Source organism: Devosia riboflavina (genome assembly GCF_000743575.1).
GTDB classification, from domain to species: Bacteria; Pseudomonadota; Alphaproteobacteria; order Rhizobiales; family Devosiaceae; genus Devosia; species Devosia riboflavina.
Genome location: NZ_JQGC01000012.1, coordinates 125,567 through 146,898 on the forward strand (window position 1 = coordinate 125,567; position 21,332 = coordinate 146,898).

Genomic DNA, 21,332 nt, shown 5'->3' on the forward strand with positions numbered 1-21,332 from the left:
TGCCTTGCGGATATCGCCGACGAGGGCGAATTGCTGGTCATGGTTTGTGATCTATCCAACCTGGACAACTTCATAGAGTTCATGGGCAGGCATTCGACTCGCCATCCAATCTCAGGGTTCACCAGCTAGCCAACTCAAAATCCGTCGGAAGCGAACAAAGGCCCGATCAGGCCTTCTTTTTTGTCCCCACAAAAGACCGTGGCACTCTTACAGCCGATAACCCCATAATCCATGCACTCTTACAGTCGGCGTCGCTGCAATCCTACGTCGCAGGTTCTAGGTCTAACAAGGACTTAGCCGCTGCACTCTTACGGCCTCGGCATATAAGTCATTGATATCTCAATAACTCCTTGTTTTGCAGGGGTTTCCGAGTGCGTGACTGATCCACTTTGGTGATCCACGAACCTGCACTTTTTGCAGATTCCGTCGCATCCCAATTTTCGGATCACTACAGACCTGGGGAAGGAGCAATATGCCTTGACCACAGGTTCAAATCTCAAAATTCGCGGTTCAGTTTACTACGCTCGGCAGGTCGTGCCCGTCGATCTCGCGCACCACTTCCCTAGCCGGGAATTGGTGAAGTCGCTCAACACAAAAGATCGCCGCACTGCCAACGCTCGAAAACTGGCTGTACTGTCCGAATGGCAGGACAAATTTGCGGACTTACGCGCCCGCCGAGAAATCTCTGAAGCCGACTTTGCGCAAGCGACTTGGCAGCACTATTCAGACGAGTTGCGCCTTGATGACCTTGCGCGGCTTGCGCCAGTCGAAGTGGCGCCCAAGAGCGACTTGGTTCGCCAGCATCACATTCGAGCACTGAGAGACCACCTTGGACGCGGCGAAACTGTCTTGGTTCAATGGGCGGCCGACAGCTACATCGAGCGCCACAAGCTCATCCTCATAAAAGGCAGCGCTCAATACCGCGATCTATGCTTGCGACTGATGCGAGCGCAAATAGAAGCGCTTCTAAGGGCCGGTGAACGCGATACTGGCGACTACGCAGGCCAGCCGCGCGATCCAATCGTAACGCGGCCAACGGCCTCCGCTGAGATCGCAAGGCCGGGTGAAAGGCTGATGGATTTGTTTGACCGGTATGAGAAAGAAAATCCGAAAGGCATTTCGGTAGCGACGTTCATGCAAGCGCGGCGCGACATTGGCACATTCATCGAACTGGTTGGTGCCGACTTCCCCGTCTCCAAGTTGGACAAAAAGGCCGTACGTGAATGGAAGATGTTGTTGCAGTCCTACCCGGTGAAGGCGGCTGAGATTGCTGTTTTCAAAGGGATGGCCTTCCGCGAAATCATCGAAGCCAACGGACGGCTTGATAAGCCCAAAACTGTCATCTCGGCCAAGACGGTCAATCGCTACATGGCGGCGTTTGGAGCCTTCTGCAACTGGCTGGCCGCTCACGACTACATTCCGGCCAACCCGTTTACCGACATGTACCTGAAGGTCGACAAGAACAAGACCAATGTGCGCCCCTTCACCAGCGAAGAACGCAAGATATTGTTCGCCTCACCGTTCTTCACTGGCTGCAAGAATGAAATGAAATGGCAAGTACCCGGCAACTACCTGATCCGAGACGATCACCGCTATTGGCTCCCACATGTCATGATGTATTCCGGCGCGAGGCCCGGTGAAATCGCTCAGCTACTGGTGGATGATGTGCGCCGTATGCACGGTATCTGGGTGATGCACCTTACCGACGAAGGCGACGAAGAAAAGAGCCTCAAGACCAAGGGCTCGTTCCGGGTTGTGCCGGTGCATTCCACGCTGATCGAAATGGGGTTTATCGACCATGTCGAGCGACAGCGGCAAGCTGGTGAGCGCCGGATATTCCCAGAGGCGGAGCGCAATGAACGAGGGCAGATTGCGGGCAAATTCGAAAAGAAATTCGGCACGTATCTGACGCAGATTGGCATTAAGAAGGGCCGTGGTGTCTCGCTCTACAGCTTCCGACACGGCTTCTCGGATGCGATGCGTGAGGCTGGGTTTATGGATGAGGAGTTTGGCTTCCTGATGGGCCATAGCAAGTCCAGCATGACCGCCCGTTATGGGCAGATGCCGCAAGGCACCTTGCAGAAGCGCGTGGAGCTTATCGAGGCGGTTGCCTACGCCTAGTTTCGCAATGTCTAGCTCGCTGGTCCAACCCCAAAACTTCCGGCCAAAGACCAGCGACTAGGTTTCGTACTCACGGGAAAACACTATGCTCGCCCTCTTTACCACCATCAGCAACGTGAGAAAGAAGTGCACGTAGATGGCAACGCACAGCGCTGAAGATATCACACCCCCGGGGTTAACGATATACGCCAACAAAAGTGCCGTAATAAAAAACACAGACAACAATACAAGATACGATATATTGTTGTTTAGCTCCCTAATAACAGCCCCTCTTTCCTCTTTTACCTTCTCGAAGACCTTGTTTTTCTTTTGGTCGGCAGGAGGAGATAGGGGCCGGAGGGAAACACTATAGAGCGCAACTTGCACACTTAGCAGCAGCGCAGCAAATATAGAAAACACCGATATAGAGAGGCCGATCGCGTCCTTCGATATCTTGAAGCAAACAAGAAGACAGAAAACTCCAACCAGAACCGGAAGAACGTAGAACGTTAAAATATCTGACAGCAGGAACTTTCCATCACTGTTGCGTAGCGAGTCCAAATGACCCGTCACAATGCCAAATATGTTTACCTTCTGCATCAGGCTGTCATCCCTGCGAAGAAATCTTGAAGGATCTCATCCACTTCTGACTCTATGCTTGCAAAAACCGGGTGACCGCTCGGCTCCCGTCGCACCTGTTCTGAAATATCCAGATAGCCGGCATCGAAGCCAGTACCATACACCCCTACGCTGCGCCGCTTGCGGCCAATTTGCACGTCCGCCGTGACGTTCTCGAACTGGTGCCCATCGAACTCCACATATCCCTGTGTCGTAGCGGGGAATCTGTCCTTGAGTTCGCCATAGGTAGAGAGGCTATAGCCGCGCTTTCTCGCGCGTACGGTTAGATCGTAGTCAACCTCATCGCTGCCTCTGCCGAGGAAGTATCTTTCTGCCCGGTCGCTCACAGTCTTTGGACGGTGAAACGTTACGGACTTAACAGGTGCACTATTTAGAAAGGTAGCGTGGTTCGCCACGACGTTAAAATTTAGACGGTACTGAGGATAACGCTCTTCAAAACTCGCGATCATGGATGCGCGGACGAATCCGACACAAGACCTCGACTGAAAAGACTGAAATGCCATCAACGCAAATTCAGAATCCTCCGGAATCCACATCTGGAAATACAAGGGTATTTCCTCTAAATCGCTAGATTGCCGCGAATACTTTTCTTTGCGCGTTTTTACGTCTTTAAATTTACTCTCGAATCCGTGCGTTCCATAATTGATATAACCGTGCACGGTCCTTATGGAATTAGTGTCTTTAGGCTCAAAAAACCAGGTTCTTTGCTCTTCGCTCTCTACCGTCGGTTCTTGTTTGATCTGAGCAAACTGCTCTGCAAATGCAAAGAGATCGCACGGAGCGGCCGCCGGACCGATAGTCATGCGCTCTTTATCCGACTTCCGGGTAATCGAAACGCGATACACGCGAAGGCCAATCGCAAACGCCAAGAATCATTCCCCCAAACAATTTTTGCGAAGCTCGCAATTTGGCAGAGCGATGTCTAGTTGCTTAGGAGTCAATCGGTCCCATTAAGAAGGTTTGCTTGGACCTAGCTGAATTGTTCCCAACGAACTTCCTCAAATGACGGAAATGCTTTCCCGTCGCGTTCGCACTCATACACGGCAACATAGTGCTGGACGATGAAGCCTTCGCGAGAATGCTCTACAACGAACGCGGGTTTTACGCGTTCGCCGCTCTCAGACCGCAGCAGAGCCAGATTGTGCTCAACGTCATCGAAACCGAAGTCGTCTAGCAAGCTGCTGGGCCGGGGGATGGTGCTGCCAAGAGCAGACTTCGCGGCATATAAACGGTCGAGCTTCTGAGGCGTGTACTTGCCGAAATAGTACGCGTAAGGCCCCTTGAGGCTGGCAGCGATAGCGTCTTTGCATTGGTTGAGTCCCATGCGCAGTTCGTCGTCCGTAGCCTGCCTAAAATCGGTGTCGGACCTCGGCACTGGCATGGGTGGCAGCGAGCGCGCTTCCGCCCGTTGGCGGGCCTCCTGGACGGCCTTGTCGATCTCTGCGGCGGTCATCTGCGGGGCGCTAGGTGGCTGGCGTGTCAGAGATACGAATGCGATTGCGCCAATTGCGACGACGCATACCGCCAACACTAAGAATTCTGGCCGGATGCCAGATTTGTTTTCCGTTTTCTTTGCCATGAGCCCTCCCCCAATAGCTCGGGAGAGGTAAGGCGAAATTTTGAATAGCTTCAATAAGATAATTCAGATGCGGCGTTTTGACTCGATTGGACCGGCGAGCCTCAAAAGTCGTCGTCATCCTGATTGTCATTCTTGGCCGGAATGGGCTGGTGATTGGCGCGCTGAAGCCGATATCCTTGCCCCGCATCTTCGATGACCGAAGAGGGCCATATATTCGCCCCTTCGCCTAGCGCGACCATAATGTCGGATTGCTCGATGCCGCCGCCGAATGGGTTAGCGGGCTTCAGGTTCATGAGCGCCGCGATGAGTGCTGCATACTGGTCTTGCTCGATGTAAATTTCACGCATTCAAGGTGTTCCGGTTCGTATTTGCCGGAAGAGATTCGCGCGAAAATAATCGAAGTTCAAATCTGGTAATTGAATTTTGTTTTGGCTATACGATCAGCAGAGACAGACATAAGTAAACGCTTACTTATTCTGCCGTTATTTCACTTTATCATGCGCCGATATGGAACCGAGACATATGATGTTCGGTCAACCGAGACGCTATGATCTGCAAATAGCTTTCGCACCTTTGCGTGGCTCATGGTTGTGTATCGGTGCCAACCGGACGGGTGCCTATCTGCCTCGCGCTTGAGCATGACTTGGCGCGACCCTGCCTTACCCTCCACAATGCCGCCTGCATGCCGTAGAGCCAGCTTTACGGCTTTCTGTAATTCTGGCTGCACGACAATCACGCCATGGGCGTGAAGGCGCTGATGCTCGTTTACGTCAAAGGCGAACGCAAAGGGTGTCCCGGCAAGACCATGCTTGCGAAGAGATTGGTTCAAGCGATGCTCGAAGAGACGAACCGGATCGGGTGTAGCGAGAAAGGACCCCTCTTGGGCAAAGGAGAAGTTGAGCGAGAATTCCATGGTGTGCGGAATGTCGTTCATGGCTTCCACGGCCTGCTTGTAGCGAAGCTGTTCACTGGTGAGCTTCGCTGGGCCTCGTGTGCGGGAAGATTTGGGCGCTGCGCGCCCGCGCTTGGTTTCGTTTTGTGTGTAGGTGTTATGGGTAGGATTTAGGGGTGTGTGAGTTGGAGCAAATGTGTGCGCTAGACAATCAGGCAGCTCACCGCCGTTAAGATTCTGAATTTCAAATAGAAAATCGTCATTCCCGAAGAGCCACGGCGTCCCAATTTCAGTGTCGCCTTTGACCAGCCGGTTCCCAACAATTCGAAGGTTAGCGGCTGGCACTAATAAACTGAAATTCAGTTGATTTTTGGATCCAGTTTCGATATACATTTCTTGCCCTTGAGAGCGGCATTTACCCCTTGGACGTTGCTCGCGTCTGAGGGGTTTTCATTTCAGTGACCGCCTATAGCGGCACGAAAATTGGGATGCTGGAAAATCCTATTCGGCTGCGGCCTTCACCAGCGCCGCCAAGTCTAGCGCGACCGATGGCGCTAGCGTTCGTTCTTCACCGTTTTCGCCTAGAACCTTGACGCTATTACCGCGGCGCTTGAGGCCCAGGTATCGCTCGCCGCCTTCATCAATCTGGGCGATCATTTTGACGCCCTCGTGCATGAAGGTCTGGTGAGGTCCAACCATTATGCCAATCGCAGATGCAAACCCCTTTGCGTGCCCCAACGGCATAACCCGAACAAAATCACCAAAATCGATCTCGACTGTTTCTGCTACACGGCGAACTTCAATACCGGGAATGCCGGGTTGCACCTTTCCGGCCTCGATGGCCCAATTGAGCAGCAACCCTACCGCTTCAGCTACAGTGACATTGTGGGAAGCGGCAATTTCGACCAACTTCTTCTCGCGTTCATCCGGGACGACGATGTGTTTCGGCACGACAGATTTCCATTACTAGTTAACATGAATAGTCTACATGTTAACACGTAACATCACAAGCTATCTGCTGCGGGCGTTGGCCATGTTACCGGGGCGCATTGCCACGCGCATTTCGTCGGCAACTAGGCCGCGAAGCTGACCTTCCAATGTCCGCGCTACGGTCTTGGCCAGATCGGCATTTTGCTCGGCGGTGCCGCCCGATGCGTTCACCGTGACCGGCGCATTGATGTTGACGCTGGTTGCCACGCTGTTGTCGTTCGCATGGCGAATGTTGCTGTTTGCCGCCTGAAGGGATGCCGACGCACCGACAAGGCCGCCCGTTGCAAACGCGGCCACCTTCCCGTCATTGATCGCACGCAAGAGGTCCAGATGCTTCGCCGTCTGGCTTGCTCGAACGACAAACTCGCCATCCGACAACCGGGCCGGAATGCTGTCGCTCGTGGCAGTACCGGGACCACGGATAAGACCGCCCGTTGCGGCCTCAACGATACCACCTTCCTTGAAGCCGAAGAGACCGCCAAACAATCCACCTCCCGCCCCGCCCATGAGATTGGCGAAAAGCGAGTTGATGAGCTGATCCAACGCCATATCGAGCAGCTTGTCGGCCAGCCGACCAAAGGCGTTTGCAAGCGCAGTGGCACCGTCAACGCCATTGCGTAGGTCGCTCAGCAAGCCACCTAGAAAATCCTTTGCCATACCCTTGGCGTTGTCCATGGCGCTCTGCATCTGGTCCATGGCTGCGCTCTCGGTCTCGATTGCCATGACCAGTTCGCGGATGGATTGCTTCTGCCCATCGGTCGCACTGGCACCGGCACGACGCAGTTCGGCATCGATGCGCTTTTCGATCTCGCTCATTCCGATGAGGCGAAGCTCGTTTTCTAGCTCGGCAATAAGCTCTTTCGCTGTATCCCGCTCTTCGCGCATTGCAGACGAACGCCCCCCGCCGCCCCTGCCCCATGATGTAGGCGTAGGTGCTGGCGCTGGCGTGGGCGGTGCCAAGGCTGCGCCAAACTCATCAAACGTGGGCATGGTGCCCACAGAGTCCATATTGACGGACGCCAAAGCCGAAGCTGCCTCGCGGGCCTGCCCTGTAAGCATCGTGAGTAGCGAAATCAGGCCATTGATGTCGCCGGCAATGGGGGCAAAGTCTGGATTGGCGCGCGCCATTTCCAGCATCGCCGTCTTGGCATCCTCGGCACTAGTTTTGTTAGCCAGGAACGCGGCGACAACGTCATAGATGGCGCCGGTTAGAGACGGGAAAGCGCTATCCGCATGACGCGTCAGCTCTTCCAATTCGGCGCGGACATCAGCCACGCGAGCCTGCATATCACCAAGCGCTTCGGCGTCTGACTTTGGCAGGCTGTTGATGAAATCGACCATCGCGCCGGTCGCGTCCACAATGGCCTGCTTGAGGGCGGTGCCGACCGTATTGGCAATAGCATTGAACTTGCGGTCTAGCTCATCAGCCTTGGCAATGGTCTCGGCGCTCAAAACAAGGCCAAGCTGATGCGCCTCTTGCCGGGTTCGGTTCAAGCCTTGCTCGCCCTGCTCTATGAGCTGGACAAACCGCTCACCGCCCGTACCGCCGAAAATCTCGTCGGCAATTCGAATTTGCGCAGCCCTGTCGAGACTGCCTAGCTTGCCGATGATTTCGGTGAAGAGCGCGGAAGGGTCTTTCAGCTTCTCGCGCAATGACTCGGCATTGTAGCCAAGCCGCTGGAATGCTTCAGCGCCGGTGCCGCCGCCGGTAAGGATGAACTCGTCAGCGTTGATGTTCAGCTCTTTGATGCCATCGACAAGGCTATCGACACCAAGCCGGTTTTGCTCAGCGACATACTGCAATTCCTGAAACTGCCGTACGTCTAGACCGGCGCGCTTGGCCTCATCACCGATCTGGGCAACCGACTTGGCAACGTCTGCGAATTTCGCGGCAACACCAGTAATGCCGCCCGCGACCAGACCGCCTATGAAACCAGCGGCGATGTTTTTGCCGATACCGCCGATACGGTCGCCAATACCAGCAAAGTGCTTTTCAATGTCACCGGCAGCGCGCTTGCTGCGCTTTTCCATGGCGTCGAAATTCTTGCCGGTGATTGCGCTGGCCTTGCGCATTTCACGTTCGAGCTTGTTGATGCGCGCCTCGATCGAGACGGCCAAAATCTGGTCGTTCATCCATAAACCTTTGAAATGAAATCTGGGTCGTCCCAAACGGACGGAGAATTGTCGTTTGCGACGGCGCGGGACACGGCCATGGCGGCGGCAAAGGCACCATCAATGCGGTCTGTCGCGCGGGCCTTTTTCATCATGGTTATGTCGTCGGACCCGATAACGGCGCGCACGTTGTCGAAATGGGCGCGCAAGATGGGATGGCCGTTGTGCCGGATGCGGCGACCATTTACGACGCGCTCAAGGTCGGCAACGGCAGGCCCAATGAACTGCCGACGCTGGTTAAACTCAAAAGCCGGAATGTCATCCGCCACCAAACGGCGAAGCATCGAGCCTGCTAGTGCCGGATCAAAGGCCACCTCGACCACATTGTCGTTGGCCGCGACAATCTCGCGGATTTCGGCTTCGATCTGTTCAGGCTCGATAGTAGCGCCCGGAACCGTCTTTAGGTGCCCACTATCGCGCCAGCGCACATATGGCGCTTGATCGCGGTCGGCTCGCTTCTGCAATTCGTGGTCCGGCAGATAGAAGGTCGGGCGCACGGTGATATTGCCATCATCGTGCCGCCACGCGGTGACGATGGCAGTCAAGTCACCAGAGCGAGACAGGTCAACACCAAGGAAGCAAGGCAGGTCGGCCAGCTCGTCAAAATCGATTTCAAACTGCCCCTCGTCATAGGTGCCCATGTCGAAGAGAGGCGACTGAGAGTAATTCAGCCACATGTTGAGGTGTTCGTTTTTGAAGGTGTCGCGCACGATCGGGTTGTGCTCGGCTTCGATTACCGCACGCCGGAAGCTCTCAATGTCGGGCCAGCCAAGATCAAGGCCAGGATTGACCCGACGCCATACCTCTTCGCTGCGCCAGTCGGCATTGGTCGGCGTTTCGAGCAACACCGGCAGAATATGGGGCGCGTCGATTTCGCCGGTCGCAACACGGCGGGCATAGTCGAACTCCTCAAACGCGATGGTCCCCTGCCCGCGTCCGGCCTGCGAGATAATGAGCTTGAGTGTGCCGGAGCGCTTTCTAAGCCCGGTGCAAATGGTGTTGTAGAGCTTGGGATTATCCCAAACATGGATTTCATCAATCAAAGCGAAGGTCGGCGAGGCGCCGTAGGAGGTCTTGGCGTCGGCGCTGATAGCCTTGAGCTTACCGTGGCCCACCTGATAAGTAATTTCATGTTTAGAGTCCCGCACGGTGAGCCGTTTCCTAACCGGTGGCGTAACGCTAATAATTCCTACGGCTTCATCGAACGCTATACGGGCCTGCTCTCGATTATAGGCCGCAAGCAGCACTTTTGGGCTGCTTAGTGCTTCTGGTCCATAGAGGTTCAGCAAAGCGCAGATCGCGCCAAGCGAAGTCTTACGCGCGCCGCGTGGCATCATAACGCGGGCATCCGTGTATTGCCGGGAACCGTCGGGGTTCCGCGCACCAAAGAGCTTCCGAATAAACCGTTCCTGAAAGCGCACCAGCTCAAATGCCTGCTTCGGCAATACCGATGCTGGGTGACGATGTGCACGCACGAAATTCACCGCCCGCTCGCCATAGCCAAAGGGGTCGGGAATTTCGCTGTCGTCAAAAAGCCAATGCGGGAACGGATCAACCAAAGATAGCGCCGGCCTCTTCGTCGTCGCCATCGTCGCGCACGGCAGGCCGCGAACGGCTTACGGGCGTCAAGCCCAGTTCGGCAGCACAGAGGCGCTGTGTAGTCTGGGCGGCATTCATGATGCTGAAAGCCGGATGGCGCTTTCCCGCTGCCGTCACCAGCCCCTCAAGATTCAGAATGCGCTGAGCCTGCCGCATCGTGCCGGTAGCAAGGCAGTAGTTTTCCAGCGTGGCGAGGTCGGCTTCGGTGAGCGTTTTGCGCTCGGTGATGAGGATGGGCGCGATCTTGCGCCATTCTGCCTTGGCGTCCTTGCTCATGTAGCTGGGCGGGCGAGGAACTTCCGTCACCGGACTGCTACCGCCGACGATGGTGCTGGGCTTGCGTCCCCTCATTTCAGCACCTCGCAATGAAGCTCCATCGCGCGACGACCCAACTCTACCAGATTGGTGATGCCGAACGCCTGCCCGCGATAGACCAACCGGTTATCGGTTGTGAGGCCGTGGAAGTGGCGGATGCGGAACACCAGCGATGCCTTGACTGCTTCGCCGTAAGCCATGGCGGCGTCGGCAATGGAGTGCGTCACTAGCTCGGCGCGGATCGTGGCAAAATCCGTCCAGGCGGTCGTAACGGTGCCTGCCGCGCTTACCGTTTCGGTGCCATGCTGCAAGGTGATTGTGTGCGACAAAAGACCGGCGCGCATTAGAGGTGATACCCCATTAGTGCGCTGAGGCTCACGACACCATGCCCGCAACCGGATGGGTCGGTCATATAGATACTGCGCTCGGTGCGCAGACCATCAGTGAGGTCAAAACCGGGAACCGGCAGAGTGTCGCAGAGCGCCTTCGACACGGCAGCGCCTATGTCCTTGGTCCGCTCTGGCGTTTCACCCCAGATGTGTAGGTCCAGATAGCAGGTGACATTGCGATAGTTGTTGTAGTGACCTGCTACCTCGACCTGCGCATTGCCAAATACGATGCTCGGGAACGCTTCGGGGCGGGTGTCGCCATCGCGGATATCGAGCGGATCAACCGCCTCGATTACCTGCGGAGACGCCAAGAGACGGGCGCGCGTGGCCGTTTGCAAGGCAAGGCTGGGTTCAATCACTATTCACTCCAATGCTTGCGCACGGCCTTTGCTGCCGCACGGTTGGTACGATTGTTAATGCGGTTCTGAAGCAGTCGGACCGCAGGCCAGAAGAATGGTTGCGCTGCGGCTTCGGCGGTGCCGTATTCGACAAGGTGCGGGTAGCGAACTACGTGATCGCCAACGGTCACGATGGCCTCAAGCTCATGGGCGGTGCGGGAGCCACCGGGCTGACTATAGGCCGGGGTCGTGCCGCCGGGTGGCGTCACCTCAATGGAGTCGATCAGCGCGCCGGTATCGCGCGATGCCTCCGCAAGATGCCGTTGCAAACCGGCTAATTCTTCCGCCGATTTGACGACAACGGGCTTCAAATCCTCGCGGATGGCGTCTGGAATGCTCTCGATCCGCGTCAAAAGACGCTGCAATTGCGCAGAATAGGCCACTAAAACACCCACTTTCGATGAGGTGCGATGAGGTCCGCATAGCCAAAAGGCAGTTCATTGGTGCCGACGCCGACAAGCACGGCTTCCCGGTTCTCGAAAAAATGGGCGGCGAGCATCAGCACGGCGCGACGCAGGCCACCGGGCAACTCATCATAGGAAAGCTGGGCATCTGCGCCGATTGCGCTGCCGGTGTGGTCCAGCGCATCGGTGATCATGCGGGTGAGTACGGCATCATCGGCTTCATCATCGGTGATGTTGAGCTGGCCTTTGAAGTCAGTCAGTGCGGTCATTCAGAAAACTCTATTTGCGGAATATCTTGCGCGACGGACCCGCCGCCGGTCCCCTTAGAGGGGCATAGGTTCTGGGCCACCCCCGGCCTACCGATAGGCAAGGCACGGCTCAGCACACCCTCAATGGGCATGCCTTTGCGAATGCGGTTGTTGATGGTGTGTGTGGTGACGCCAATCACTGCGCTCCATTCACACACCGTAAGGCACTGCCCCATGTAGGTAAGACGCTTGCCCCGCTTGGTGCTGGCTGGGCGCTGAGCCGTGCGTGGTTCTGGCTTGTTGAGCCGCTGCCTTGGTACGACAACCATTGGTGTGGTGATGGCGCGCTCTACAGACCATCTGCGTTCCAAACGGTCGGCAATCACATCAGGATAAATCCCATAGTCCAGCGCCCATTCATTGATGGGCTGGGTAATGCCGTCATGTGTGAGCATGTTGTCGGTCACTGCTGCACCTGTTGGCGCTCTTCGCGCTGCTTGGTGCTGTTGTGGCAATGGGCACAGAGGGACTGCCAGTTCGTCCGGTCCCAGAAAAGGCGGTCATCGCCCTTGTGCGGGGTGATGTGATCAACGTGGCTGGCGGGCTTGCCGCATCGAACGCAGTAAGGATGCGCGATCAGGTAGGCAGCGCGGGCCTTGCGCCATTCATTGTTGTATCCGCGCTCGCGAGCCGATGGGCGGCGACGATCATGGCGAGCTTTGCGGGCGCGGTCGCTGGCGATCTGGCAGGCGCAACGCTCACCAGAAGGAACGATGTTGCCGCAACTGCAAAGACGGGGTGGAGCGAAGGGCATTAGCTCAGCACCTTGGCTTTGAAGGCCGCGTAGGCACTACGGTTGAATGCAGGATCGTGGCCTTGCTCTTCGATCTGTTTGAGGACTTCGGGGGAATAGCTGTCGATTGCTGGTGCGGTCTTTTCGGCTTCGGTTGAGCCAAAGACGGCCCTCAGAACGTCTATGATTAGGTCGGTGCGGCCAGTCTTGGCCGCGATGATTTCGGCGGGTGTTGCGTTCCATGTCTGCTCTGGTGTCCAGCCAAGCCAGCCGGTGCCGATGCCATAAAGCTGGGCGAACACTTGCTCAGGATTGGCAGGCTTGCCGGTCGAGGCTTCAGGCGGCGTGGTGCCGTTAGGATCGATGCCAGCGATAGCCAGGACGAATTCTGCCAGCGGGGCGGTGAGACAGTGACGGACACGGCCAAGGCCATGCGCGGCGATCTCTGCCAGCAACAGGTTGGGCCTGATGGCCGTTTCCCGCAGCATGTCCATGATGATGGTGACGTTGAATGCTTGAACGGCATCAAAGAGGCCATGAAGCCCATGCCGCCGAACAAGGCGCATGCTGGCGCGGAGAGACGGGCGAAGCTCGTAAGCCTCGCCTGCCAATTCGACATAGATGCCGTCCGCGCCCAGCTTCATGGTTAGGCAGCGATCTTGAGCTTGGCCAGAGCTTCGCCCATGATCACGCGACCACCCACGCGACGGCGCGCGTGCAGCTTTACAATGCCGTTGCCAGCACCGGTGAGGTCATCGCGGATGATTTCGAAACCGGTCCGGTCTGCGATGGCATAACCGGTTGCGAAATCACCAAAGACGATGGGCGTGGCTTCAGCGGTAATGTCGGGCATATCCACCGCTTCATAAACCGGACGGCCCAGAAGCATCGGCGGCTGGCCACCGGCAATGCCACGCTCCCAGATATAGGAGCCATCAGTGTCCTTGAGCTTGCGGACAACCGACATGGTCTTGCGGTTCATCATCCAAGCGCCATTGGACGAATAGGCGGTCTTGATCGAATAGAAGAGGTCGATGAGGTCGTCGCCGGTGATGGCTTCAACCTCGTGCTCGCCAATGTCGTCGGATGTGAGAACGCCTTCGGCCTGCGTGGTGCCGTTACCGTTGACGAACCAAGCGGCTTCCTTCTGGCCGAAGCGGCGCGCAACGTGATTGCTCAGGTAGCCGGTGAGGTCGATCTGGGCATCTTCAAGCAGGATGCGCGTCACCGGAACGATGATGGCCATTTCGAAGGGCTTGAGGTCGATCTGGTCAAAGGTCGGCTCATCTTCGGTGCGGGCAGCGGTTTCGGCCACCGGAACCGGGTCAACTTCATCAACCAGGCGCGGGAGCTGAAGCAGCGGGCCGGACATGCTGATAGTCTGGGCAAGGGTGCGAACCGGGGAGAACTCGGCAACCTTTTCCAGAATGGACGCGGCAACCTGCTCAGGTGCCAGAATGCCGCCGGTAGACGGAGAACCGTAGCCCAGAGACTTCACTTCGGTGGCGTCACCGTTGCGCATGAAGTCAGCGAACGCCTTGCGCTCGGTGTTGTCATTGGCCGCATTGGGCTGGTTGTCATTGGCTGCAACCGGGCGATTGGCCTTGGCTTCAAGCTTGTCCAACCGCGAAGTGAGCGCAGCGATGTTGTCGTTTGCAGCCTTCAGCTCAACCTGAGTTTCGGCAGTATTCTCGTTTTCCATATGGGTATCCTGTTCCATGGACTTCACAGAGGTAATCCGCGCGCCGGAATGGACCGGGCGGCGACAAAGAGAGATTTCGGTGACGGTGAGCGCATCGAATTTTCGCCCGCCGGTTGGCAGGCGCTGAAAGTTGTCTGCTCGGAAACCAATGCTCAGGCCGGTTATGGACTTGCGCTGCATAAGGTCGCGCGCCTTACGGGCTGGGCCGATGCCTTCCACAAAGAGACGGCCCTTCACCTCAAGTCCGGCATCGGTTTCGGCTGCGCTTTCCCAGACGCCGACGACTTGAGATTGGTCATGCTCCATGACGATGGGCAGTGCTGGCGGAAGCGCGAATGCTCCCTTCTCGATCACATCGCCAACGCTATCGGGACGGTCGAAAGGCCACGCAATGCCGGTAATGGTGCCAGCGTCGTCGATGCTGACTTCAGCCTTGATTTCGAGCTTTTCCATTAGGCTGCAACCTCATCGGTTACGCCTTCACTTGTGCCGGTCCAAAGGTCGGTGAGAATGTTCAGCGCCAACAAATGGAGCTCACCAAGCGGGTGAGCCTCTACGTAGGTCTGGACCAACTCAGCGGCTTCCTGGGGGTGGGCACCGGCACCGATCAGACCCAACCGAACAGCATGAACCATCTCGGCGTAACCCATGCGGCGGGTGCCTTCGATAATTGCGGCGATTTCCTTGCCGGTGAGCTTTTCCAATTCTGGAATCAGGTGCGGCGTGAGCGAGAAGTCCCGCTCACGGTCGCCAAAGAATGCATTGTGCATTAGGCGGCGTCTTTCTCGGTATCAGGGGGATTGTCGTTATCGGCCTGCGGCGGTGCGCTGGTCGTAGTGTAGGGATTGGCAAGTTCATCGCCACCGGGAAGCGCAGGCATGTTCAGCCCTGCCCGCACCTCGTTCGGCGTCATGGCGCGCATCGCGACCATCTTGCCGTATATCTCCGTGCGCTCGGCAGGGTTGACCGTCATCAGGTCAGCGGTGATGAACTCAAAGAAATGGGTGCGGCGCTCTTCCGGCTTGAGCAGCACGCGGGCATAGGCCCACTGCCACGCCTCAAGCCAAGGCTTCAGGCTGTAGTTGAGGAAATGCTGGTCCATCTGGGCGGTATTGGACCAAGTGCCACGCTCAAGGTCATAGAGCATGGTCGGCGGAACGTTGAACGCGCGGGCGATCTCTTCAACCTGATGGCGACGGGTCTCTAGAAACTGCGCATCAATGCTGGTCATGGTGAGCGCCTGATACTCGGTGCCTTCAGGCAGGAATGCGGTGCCACCTGAATTGCGACCGCCAAAAGTGCGATCCCAAACGGCCTTCATATTAGCGAGGGCGGTATCGTTCTTCTGATTGGTTTTCAGGATGCCGGATGGACGGGCCGAATTGGCGAAGAGGCCAGCCGCATGGAGTTCAAGATCGATGGCGAGGCCGATGGCGTTACGAGCCAGGTTGATCGGCGCACCATCGACCTGTCGGACATGTAGAATGTCCCAATATTCGTGGCGCTTCCGCTTCTGCCCCTTCCCCACAAGGTAGAAGGGTTCGCTGGTCGCCTCATCGATCTTGATTTCGACCGTGAGCGGGTCAAGTCGGTGGAACTCGACAACATTGCCACTGCCGCCGCGCACGGCCAGCGCGAAGCCGCCGTTGTTATGCAACAGGGCATCGCGGGTGAGCTGGGCCCGAAGCTCGGCAGCGCTGGTCCAAGGGTTCGCTTCATCGTGCGCAAGGGTAAAGGCAGGGTGTGCCGGGTCGGCTTCCTTGCCCTTGCCTTTGCGCACGTAGAGCTTCACCGGCAGGCCACCTACGGCATTGGCGATGGTCTGAACTGCCAATGCCACGGCGGGAACCTGCATGGCCGTCTTGGGCGTCACCGAAATATTCGAATAGGTCGGCTGGGCACCGAAGAACAGAGCGGCCAGCGGGTCGGTGAGTGTCACCGGCGCGCGCGGGGTCGGCTCAGGATCGGCCTTGCGGAAGAGGCCGGGAATATACTCGATGAAAAACAAACGCCCTGCTCATGTGGTATTATATTACCACAATATGCCTGAGCACGAACAAAATGTGAATCTCTATTCTTCGGTTTTTTCAAAGAAGTAGTCAGGCGGGTCATCTTTAGTCCGTAGGTAATGCACCGCGGCCAATCCCTTGCCCAAAAAATCTGGCGTTAACGGATCGTGCGCACCCTGTTGACCGACCTTCATAGTTTTTCGCAATAGTTGCTGAAGATCAGCCTCAAATCTCTCTAAATGCGCAGGTTCCTCATACTCGACCGGCCCATTATCACTATTGAGATCAGGGACTATTTCAGAAAATTCTATTACCTGTTTGATGTAGCCCTCTAGCTGCCGGGGGATTGAGGGCTCGCTGCTCTTTTTGAATGGGGACAGCGTATCGAAAACATGGGTTACTTTCATATTTTCCGCCATCGCTTCGAAGCTCTGAAGAGCGTCAACAATGGCGGAAACTAGGGATTTGATTTCTGCCCTCGCCTCGGCTTCCTCATGCTCACCAATCATCAGCTCCGTTTGCTGACGGATGTAGTCCACGTTCCTCTTTGACTCTTCGAATTGCTGCTCAGCAACTTCTCGCGACTGGCGAAGCTCTTGGCGTTGCGCGGCCAATTCGTCACGCTGCAGTAATACAGCCGTCACCAACCAAACGAAGGCAACAGGAGCGAAAGCGCCCGCAAACGTGTCGCCAAGCTCGTTAGGTGAAAGGCACGCCAGCCGTTCTAGTAGCCACACACCGGCTGGACACTCAGAAGGCATAGCCGTGTTAAGTAGCAATGCCCCAAACAGAGCAAGAAACAAGACGGTGAGGGTCAGCGCGACCCATATGATCGGACTGCGCTTATGGGCGGCTTCATCCTTCATCATCGACGCACCGCACGGCTGATCTCGACCAAGATACCCAAAGCAATCGCGCAAGCGGCAACCATCGCAGCTTGATCGATGGCTTGAGCTGGCGCTTGCCCAAGGTAGCGAGCTGCCCACGCCCTAGCCTCATCGGCATTGGGTACGCTGGTGATGATGTAGACGGAGATACCAATTCGGCCCGTCGCCATGAGAAGCGCGAGCCAAGCGGCCATAGTGCCTAGCCTAGTGAAGAACATTGAGTGCCCCAAAGCGTTTACACTGATCCTAAGCGTCGCAAATTTGGCGTCCATCGAGAATTGGTCGATGCCAACCGAAATCACGTCCCGTTCAGGCGCAAGAGCATTTCATTCACTTTGGGGATGAGCCGAACAGGGAAATGAAAGAAGCCGGGGCAAGCCCGGCTTCTGGTCAAAGTATGACCGACAAGATCACCGCAATACCAATTAGGCAGGCGGCAACGTTTATCTTCACATCTATAGAGACTTTGGGTTTCATGATGAAATCCTCAGTCCGTGGCCACGGAACCAGAAGGTTGCGTGAAGCTAGCCGCCGGAACGGGTTAACCAGCCGTTAGACGGTTCATCAGGGCACCTTCGGCTTAGCGCGTTAGCCTCTGGTGCGCCCCATGTGCCTCTAGGTGTTCCGTTCGGATTGTCCAAAAAGCTTCCCGTTTGAGGAGCCATCTTGTTGGATTCGTCCCAGGTCCCAGCATGGGCAACGTAGCTACCGCTAGGTTTTTCGGATTGGCTTTCCGATTCCATCGCGACCACGCCGTTAACTATCTTCTAGCTGATGACAATTGCCGGGTCAAACCGTGAACGTGACTATCCACAAAGGTGATCCACTGCGATCCACTTTTTCGACCAATGATCTTGCTAACCCATTGAAATCACTATACGTATCAATCAAAAGGTAGGGTCCAGGTTCCCCAGCCAAAATTCCTTCAAATCGTTGTCTCGATACGCAAACGCGCTCCGGCTCTTTGCCTGTTACCGTCGCACGCCCAGTCTCGACATTTTTTCGCTTAGCGTTCGGCGAGGCACTTGCAGAGCTTCGGCGGCGGCGGTGATGGAGTCGTTGTGGCGGGTCAGTTCGGCCTCGATCAGGTGGCGCTCATAGGCGGCGACGCGCTCGGCTAGACCGCCGGTCGAAGGGGGTAGGTCGCGCGTGGCCGGGCCGATGATGGCGCCGAGCGAGCGTCCTGTCGCGTCGAGACCGATGGCGAAGCGATCGGCGGCGGCCTTCAGTTCGCGGACATTGCCGGGCCAGTCGTGGTGCATCAGGGCCTGGATATCGGCGGGATGCAGTTGCGGTGCCGGTCGGCCAAAACGTGCCGCTGCCGCGCCGAGGAAATGGTGGAAGAGGAGGATGCAATCTTCACCGCGGTCCCGCAGCGGTGCCAGGGTGATGGTTGCGAGGTTGAGCCGGTAATAGAGGTCGGCCCTGAAACGTCCGGCCTTGCTTTCCTCGGCAAGGTCGACTTTTGAGGCGGCGACGATGCGCAGGTCGAGGGGTATCTGCTTGTTGGATCCGACCCGCTCCACGACCCGCTCCTGGATGACCCGCAGCACCTTGGCTTGTGCCAGGAGCGGCATGGATTCGATTTCGTCGAGCAGCAGCGTGCCGCCATTGGCATATTCGAACTTGCCGACGCGCTGAGCCCCTGCCCCGGTAAAGGCGCCGGCTTCGTGACCAAAAAGCTCGCTCTCGATCAGTTCGGCGGGAATGGCCGCGCAATTGACGGCCACAAAGGGCGCCTTGGCGCGCGGCGAAAAATCATGGAGGCAGCGCGCCACCACTTCCTTGCCGGTTCCGGTCTCGCCCAGGATGATCACATCGGTCGGGATATGCGCCAGCTCGCGCACGGTATTGCGCAACTGCTCCATGGGCGGCGAATTGCCGACGAGGCGCGTGGCCAGTTCCGCCTCGCCGCCATCGAGCCGGCGGCGCAAATCAGCGATCTCGCGCTTGAGCGCCACCTGATCGACCGCCCGCTTGAGGCTCGCCACCAGTTTGTCGGGCACATAGGGCTTTTGCAGGAAATCGAACGCACCCTGCCGCATGGCTTCAACGGCCATGGGGACGTCGCCGTGGCCGGTGATCAGGATAACCTCGGAGGGCACCATCCGCTCCCGCACTTTTCGCAGCAGATCGAGGCCGGAAAGGCCGGGCATACGCACATCGCTGAGAATGACATGGGGCCGGATTTCGTCGAGCCGCTCCAGCGCCGAGGCTGCATCATTGGCGACATGCGTGGCAAAGCCGGAGAGGCGCAGCCATTGTTCGAGGGCTGTGCGGATCATTTCTTCATCGTCGACGATGAGCACGCTGGCGTCAGTCAATGCGTTCTCTTTCATGTGTGGCCGCGGCCCCGGCCAGCGGCAAAGTCACGGTAAAGCTTGCGCCCCGCCCGGATGGACTGACAGCGCTGATGCTGCCGCCGAGATCGCGCACGAGCCCATAGGAAATCGAGAGGCCCAGCCCGAGGCCTTCGCCCGGCCCCTTGGTGGAATAGAAGGGATCGAAAATGCTGGGCAGCGCCTCGGCCGGGATGCCGGCGCCGGTATCGGTGACGACGACACTCACCTGTCGGCCGGCATTGCGCACGCCAATGGAGAGCACCCGCACCTTTTGCCCCGCCATGGCGTCTGCCGCATTGGTGAAAAGATTGATCAGCACCTGCTCGATATGGACTGGGTTGCCTGCGACCTTCAGCGGCGCCGTCGGGCGGCTATATTCGACATCGATACCCAATTGCCGCAGCTTGTGGTCGACGAGGTCGAGCGCATTGGCGATGACCGTTCCAAGATCGGCTTCAATCGGTGCCGGTGGCTGTTTTCGTGCAAAGGTTTTCAAATGACCGGTGAGCGCGGCGAGCCGATCGACGATCTTGTCTATCTGCCCCAGCACCGAGCCGATCTCTTCGTCCTGACGCCGCGTGGCCAATAGCTTGGCGCTGGCCAGGTGCGTCGTCAGCGCCGAAACGGGCTGACTCACTTCATGAGCCACCCCGGCCAAGGCCTGGCCAAGACTCGCAAGTTTCGCCGCCTGCACCAGATGCGCCTGCACCTGCCGCTCGGCATCCTCGGCACGAATACGTTCGGCGATTTCCTCGCGCAGCGCCTCATTGGCAATATGCAGATCTTCGGTGCGCTCGGCGACCCGCTGCTCCAGCCGCTCGTGTTCGGCAAGACGCTGGGCCACCAATCGCCGCCGCTGCGCCAGAAGCGCCAGGATCATCAAGAGCGCCGCAACACCGAGACCCGCGGCCGTTGCCGCGAGCCAGGCATCGCGAAAGAGCGGTCCGGTTGGGGTGAAGGAAATGATACGCCACTGATGCGCCGGCAGCCGCAATTCGTCGACCATGAATACGCCGGCCGTGTCGGCATCTTCTCCGCCGATATAAGCGAAACTGGCGCCGCGCGATGGCCAGACGGCCGATGCCACCGGCACTTCGCGCGCGCCCTGCGGCCCGTAGCGCAATTGCGGCGCGATGCGCGCATAGTCGGCCTGGGCAACCGGCGCGATCGGGCGGTAGCGCCAATCGGGCCGGGTTGAGAGAATGGTGATATTGTTGACATCGACGATGCCGATCAGCTCCCCCGACCGCCACCAATTGGCTTCGATCTCGCCGAGATTGATCTTGGTGACGGCCACGCCCAGGGGACCGTTCTCCCCGTCGATCCGCCGGGCCAGAAAGTAGCCGGCAACGCCCGTTACCGTGCCGACGGCGTAGAATTTTGCGTCGCCATCGGCCATGGCCTCTTCGAAATAAGGCCGATAGGCAAGGTTCTCGCCGACAAAGCTGTCATAGGCCCACCAGTTCGAGGCGGTGACCACATGCCCGTCATCGGCCATGACGAAGAGCTCACCTGCCCCCGCCGTATCGTTGAGCCGCGACAGGAAACCATTGGCCAGTTCCCGCCGTGCGGCATTGTCCGGCTCGGCCAGCACCGCCCGCACCTCCGGCGCCAGGGCCATGCTCGAGGGCAGATAATGAAAGCGCTCGATCATCGCTTCGAGCGTCCGATCGAACAGCACCAGGCGCCGCTCGGCCTGTTCGCCCACGCTGCGAATGGCGCCGGCCAGCGTGATTTCGAACGCCACCCAGCCGCAGGCCAGCACCGCCAGCAAGGCGGCCGATATCAGCAGAAGCTGACGACGTCCCAGCAATTCGCGTAGCGCAAAGCGGCTCGACATGTGCATTTCTGGCAAGAAATTGCCAGCCTTCGAC

General features: G+C 57.6%; 24 protein-coding genes. 1 reads left to right on the forward strand and 23 read right to left on the reverse strand.

Features of this window, described 5'->3' with window-relative positions; all coding sequences use genetic code 11:
* Positions 1-477: 477 nt before the first annotated feature.
* Entirely contained in the window at positions 478-2,121 is a 1,644-nt protein-coding gene (locus JP75_RS25895; protein WP_035083889.1) for a site-specific integrase, read from the forward strand.
* Positions 2,122-2,178: 57 nt separating this feature from the next.
* Here the strand turns inward: JP75_RS25895 and JP75_RS13820 are convergent, their stop codons facing one another.
* The 23 genes from JP75_RS13820 to JP75_RS13930 all read right to left on the reverse strand — a co-directional run bounded on the left by JP75_RS13820 (position 2,179) and on the right by JP75_RS13930 (position 21,298).
* On the reverse strand, positions 2,179-2,700 hold the full coding sequence (locus JP75_RS13820) for a hypothetical protein (protein WP_035083891.1): 522 nt from the start codon (positions 2,698-2,700) through the stop codon (positions 2,179-2,181).
* On the reverse strand, positions 2,700-3,608 hold the full coding sequence (locus tag JP75_RS13825; protein WP_035083893.1) for a hypothetical protein: 909 nt from the start codon (positions 3,606-3,608) through the stop codon (positions 2,700-2,702). Before JP75_RS13825 ends, JP75_RS13820 begins: the two co-directional genes overlap by 1 nt.
* 101 nt (positions 3,609-3,709) lie before the next feature.
* The gene (locus tag JP75_RS13830) at positions 3,710-4,318 is read right to left on the reverse strand and encodes a hypothetical protein (protein WP_035083895.1); all 609 of its coding nucleotides are present in this window, start codon (positions 4,316-4,318) and stop codon (positions 3,710-3,712) included.
* A 101-nt stretch (positions 4,319-4,419) separates the two neighbouring features.
* Entirely contained in the window at positions 4,420-4,665 is a 246-nt protein-coding gene (locus JP75_RS13835) for a hypothetical protein (RefSeq protein WP_035083897.1), read from the reverse strand.
* Positions 4,666-4,805: 140 nt separating this feature from the next.
* Positions 4,806-5,603, reverse strand: coding sequence for a hypothetical protein (locus tag JP75_RS26280; protein ID WP_152565844.1), 798 nt, complete (start codon positions 5,601-5,603; stop codon positions 4,806-4,808).
* Between the two features lie 108 nt (positions 5,604-5,711).
* A complete protein-coding gene (locus JP75_RS13845; protein WP_035083899.1) occupies positions 5,712-6,161 on the reverse strand; it encodes a hypothetical protein in 450 nt (149 codons plus the stop codon).
* A 60-nt stretch (positions 6,162-6,221) separates the two neighbouring features.
* Positions 6,222-8,333, reverse strand: coding sequence for a phage tail tape measure protein (locus JP75_RS13850; protein WP_051960702.1), 2,112 nt, complete (start codon positions 8,331-8,333; stop codon positions 6,222-6,224).
* Positions 8,330-9,961: a terminase large subunit gene (locus JP75_RS13855; RefSeq protein WP_084587679.1), complete on the reverse strand. Its 1,632-nt coding sequence runs from the start codon at positions 9,959-9,961 to the stop codon at positions 8,330-8,332. The genes JP75_RS13850 and JP75_RS13855 overlap by 4 nt, the downstream gene beginning before the upstream one ends.
* On the reverse strand, positions 9,924-10,322 hold the full coding sequence (locus JP75_RS13860; protein ID WP_035083901.1) for a phage terminase small subunit P27 family: 399 nt from the start codon (positions 10,320-10,322) through the stop codon (positions 9,924-9,926). Before JP75_RS13860 ends, JP75_RS13855 begins: the two co-directional genes overlap by 38 nt.
* Entirely contained in the window at positions 10,319-10,630 is a 312-nt protein-coding gene (locus JP75_RS13865; RefSeq protein WP_035083902.1) for a phage head closure protein, read from the reverse strand. The genes JP75_RS13860 and JP75_RS13865 overlap by 4 nt, the downstream gene beginning before the upstream one ends.
* Complete coding sequence (locus JP75_RS25360) at positions 10,630-11,034, reverse strand: DUF3168 domain-containing protein (protein WP_051960704.1); 405 nt, start codon at positions 11,032-11,034, stop codon at positions 10,630-10,632. Before JP75_RS25360 ends, JP75_RS13865 begins: the two co-directional genes overlap by 1 nt.
* On the reverse strand, positions 11,034-11,456 hold the full coding sequence (locus JP75_RS13875; protein ID WP_051960705.1) for an HK97 gp10 family phage protein: 423 nt from the start codon (positions 11,454-11,456) through the stop codon (positions 11,034-11,036). The genes JP75_RS25360 and JP75_RS13875 overlap by 1 nt, the downstream gene beginning before the upstream one ends.
* On the reverse strand, positions 11,456-11,746 hold the full coding sequence (locus JP75_RS13880) for a head-tail connector protein (protein WP_035083903.1): 291 nt from the start codon (positions 11,744-11,746) through the stop codon (positions 11,456-11,458). Before JP75_RS13880 ends, JP75_RS13875 begins: the two co-directional genes overlap by 1 nt.
* The gene (locus JP75_RS13885; RefSeq protein ID WP_152565845.1) at positions 11,743-12,192 is read right to left on the reverse strand and encodes a hypothetical protein; all 450 of its coding nucleotides are present in this window, start codon (positions 12,190-12,192) and stop codon (positions 11,743-11,745) included. Before JP75_RS13885 ends, JP75_RS13880 begins: the two co-directional genes overlap by 4 nt.
* Positions 12,189-12,539, reverse strand: a complete 351-nt coding sequence (locus tag JP75_RS25900) for an HNH endonuclease (RefSeq protein WP_035083905.1) — start codon at positions 12,537-12,539, stop codon at positions 12,189-12,191. The genes JP75_RS13885 and JP75_RS25900 overlap by 4 nt, the downstream gene beginning before the upstream one ends.
* On the reverse strand, positions 12,539-13,162 hold the full coding sequence (locus JP75_RS13895; RefSeq protein WP_035083907.1) for a phage tail assembly chaperone: 624 nt from the start codon (positions 13,160-13,162) through the stop codon (positions 12,539-12,541). Before JP75_RS13895 ends, JP75_RS25900 begins: the two co-directional genes overlap by 1 nt.
* A 2-nt stretch (positions 13,163-13,164) precedes the next feature.
* Positions 13,165-14,673, reverse strand: a complete 1,509-nt coding sequence (locus JP75_RS13900; protein ID WP_035083909.1) for a phage major capsid protein — start codon at positions 14,671-14,673, stop codon at positions 13,165-13,167.
* Entirely contained in the window at positions 14,673-14,990 is a 318-nt protein-coding gene (locus JP75_RS13905; protein ID WP_035083911.1) for a gene transfer agent family protein, read from the reverse strand. The genes JP75_RS13900 and JP75_RS13905 overlap by 1 nt, the downstream gene beginning before the upstream one ends.
* Complete coding sequence (locus JP75_RS13910; protein WP_201772940.1) at positions 14,990-16,228, reverse strand: phage portal protein; 1,239 nt, start codon at positions 16,226-16,228, stop codon at positions 14,990-14,992. Before JP75_RS13910 ends, JP75_RS13905 begins: the two co-directional genes overlap by 1 nt.
* A 63-nt stretch (positions 16,229-16,291) precedes the next feature.
* On the reverse strand, positions 16,292-17,098 hold the full coding sequence (locus JP75_RS13915; RefSeq protein WP_035083912.1) for a hypothetical protein: 807 nt from the start codon (positions 17,096-17,098) through the stop codon (positions 16,292-16,294).
* Positions 17,095-17,310 carry a hypothetical protein gene (locus tag JP75_RS13920; protein ID WP_152565846.1) on the reverse strand — a complete coding sequence of 72 codons (216 nt, stop codon included), beginning with the start codon at positions 17,308-17,310 and terminating at the stop codon, positions 17,095-17,097. Before JP75_RS13920 ends, JP75_RS13915 begins: the two co-directional genes overlap by 4 nt.
* A 777-nt stretch (positions 17,311-18,087) precedes the next feature.
* Complete coding sequence (locus JP75_RS13925; protein WP_341872284.1) at positions 18,088-19,440, reverse strand: sigma-54-dependent transcriptional regulator; 1,353 nt, start codon at positions 19,438-19,440, stop codon at positions 18,088-18,090.
* The gene (locus tag JP75_RS13930) at positions 19,433-21,298 is read right to left on the reverse strand and encodes a sensor histidine kinase (RefSeq protein ID WP_035083917.1); all 1,866 of its coding nucleotides are present in this window, start codon (positions 21,296-21,298) and stop codon (positions 19,433-19,435) included. The genes JP75_RS13925 and JP75_RS13930 overlap by 8 nt, the downstream gene beginning before the upstream one ends.
* Between the last annotated feature and the right edge of the window lie 34 nt (positions 21,299-21,332).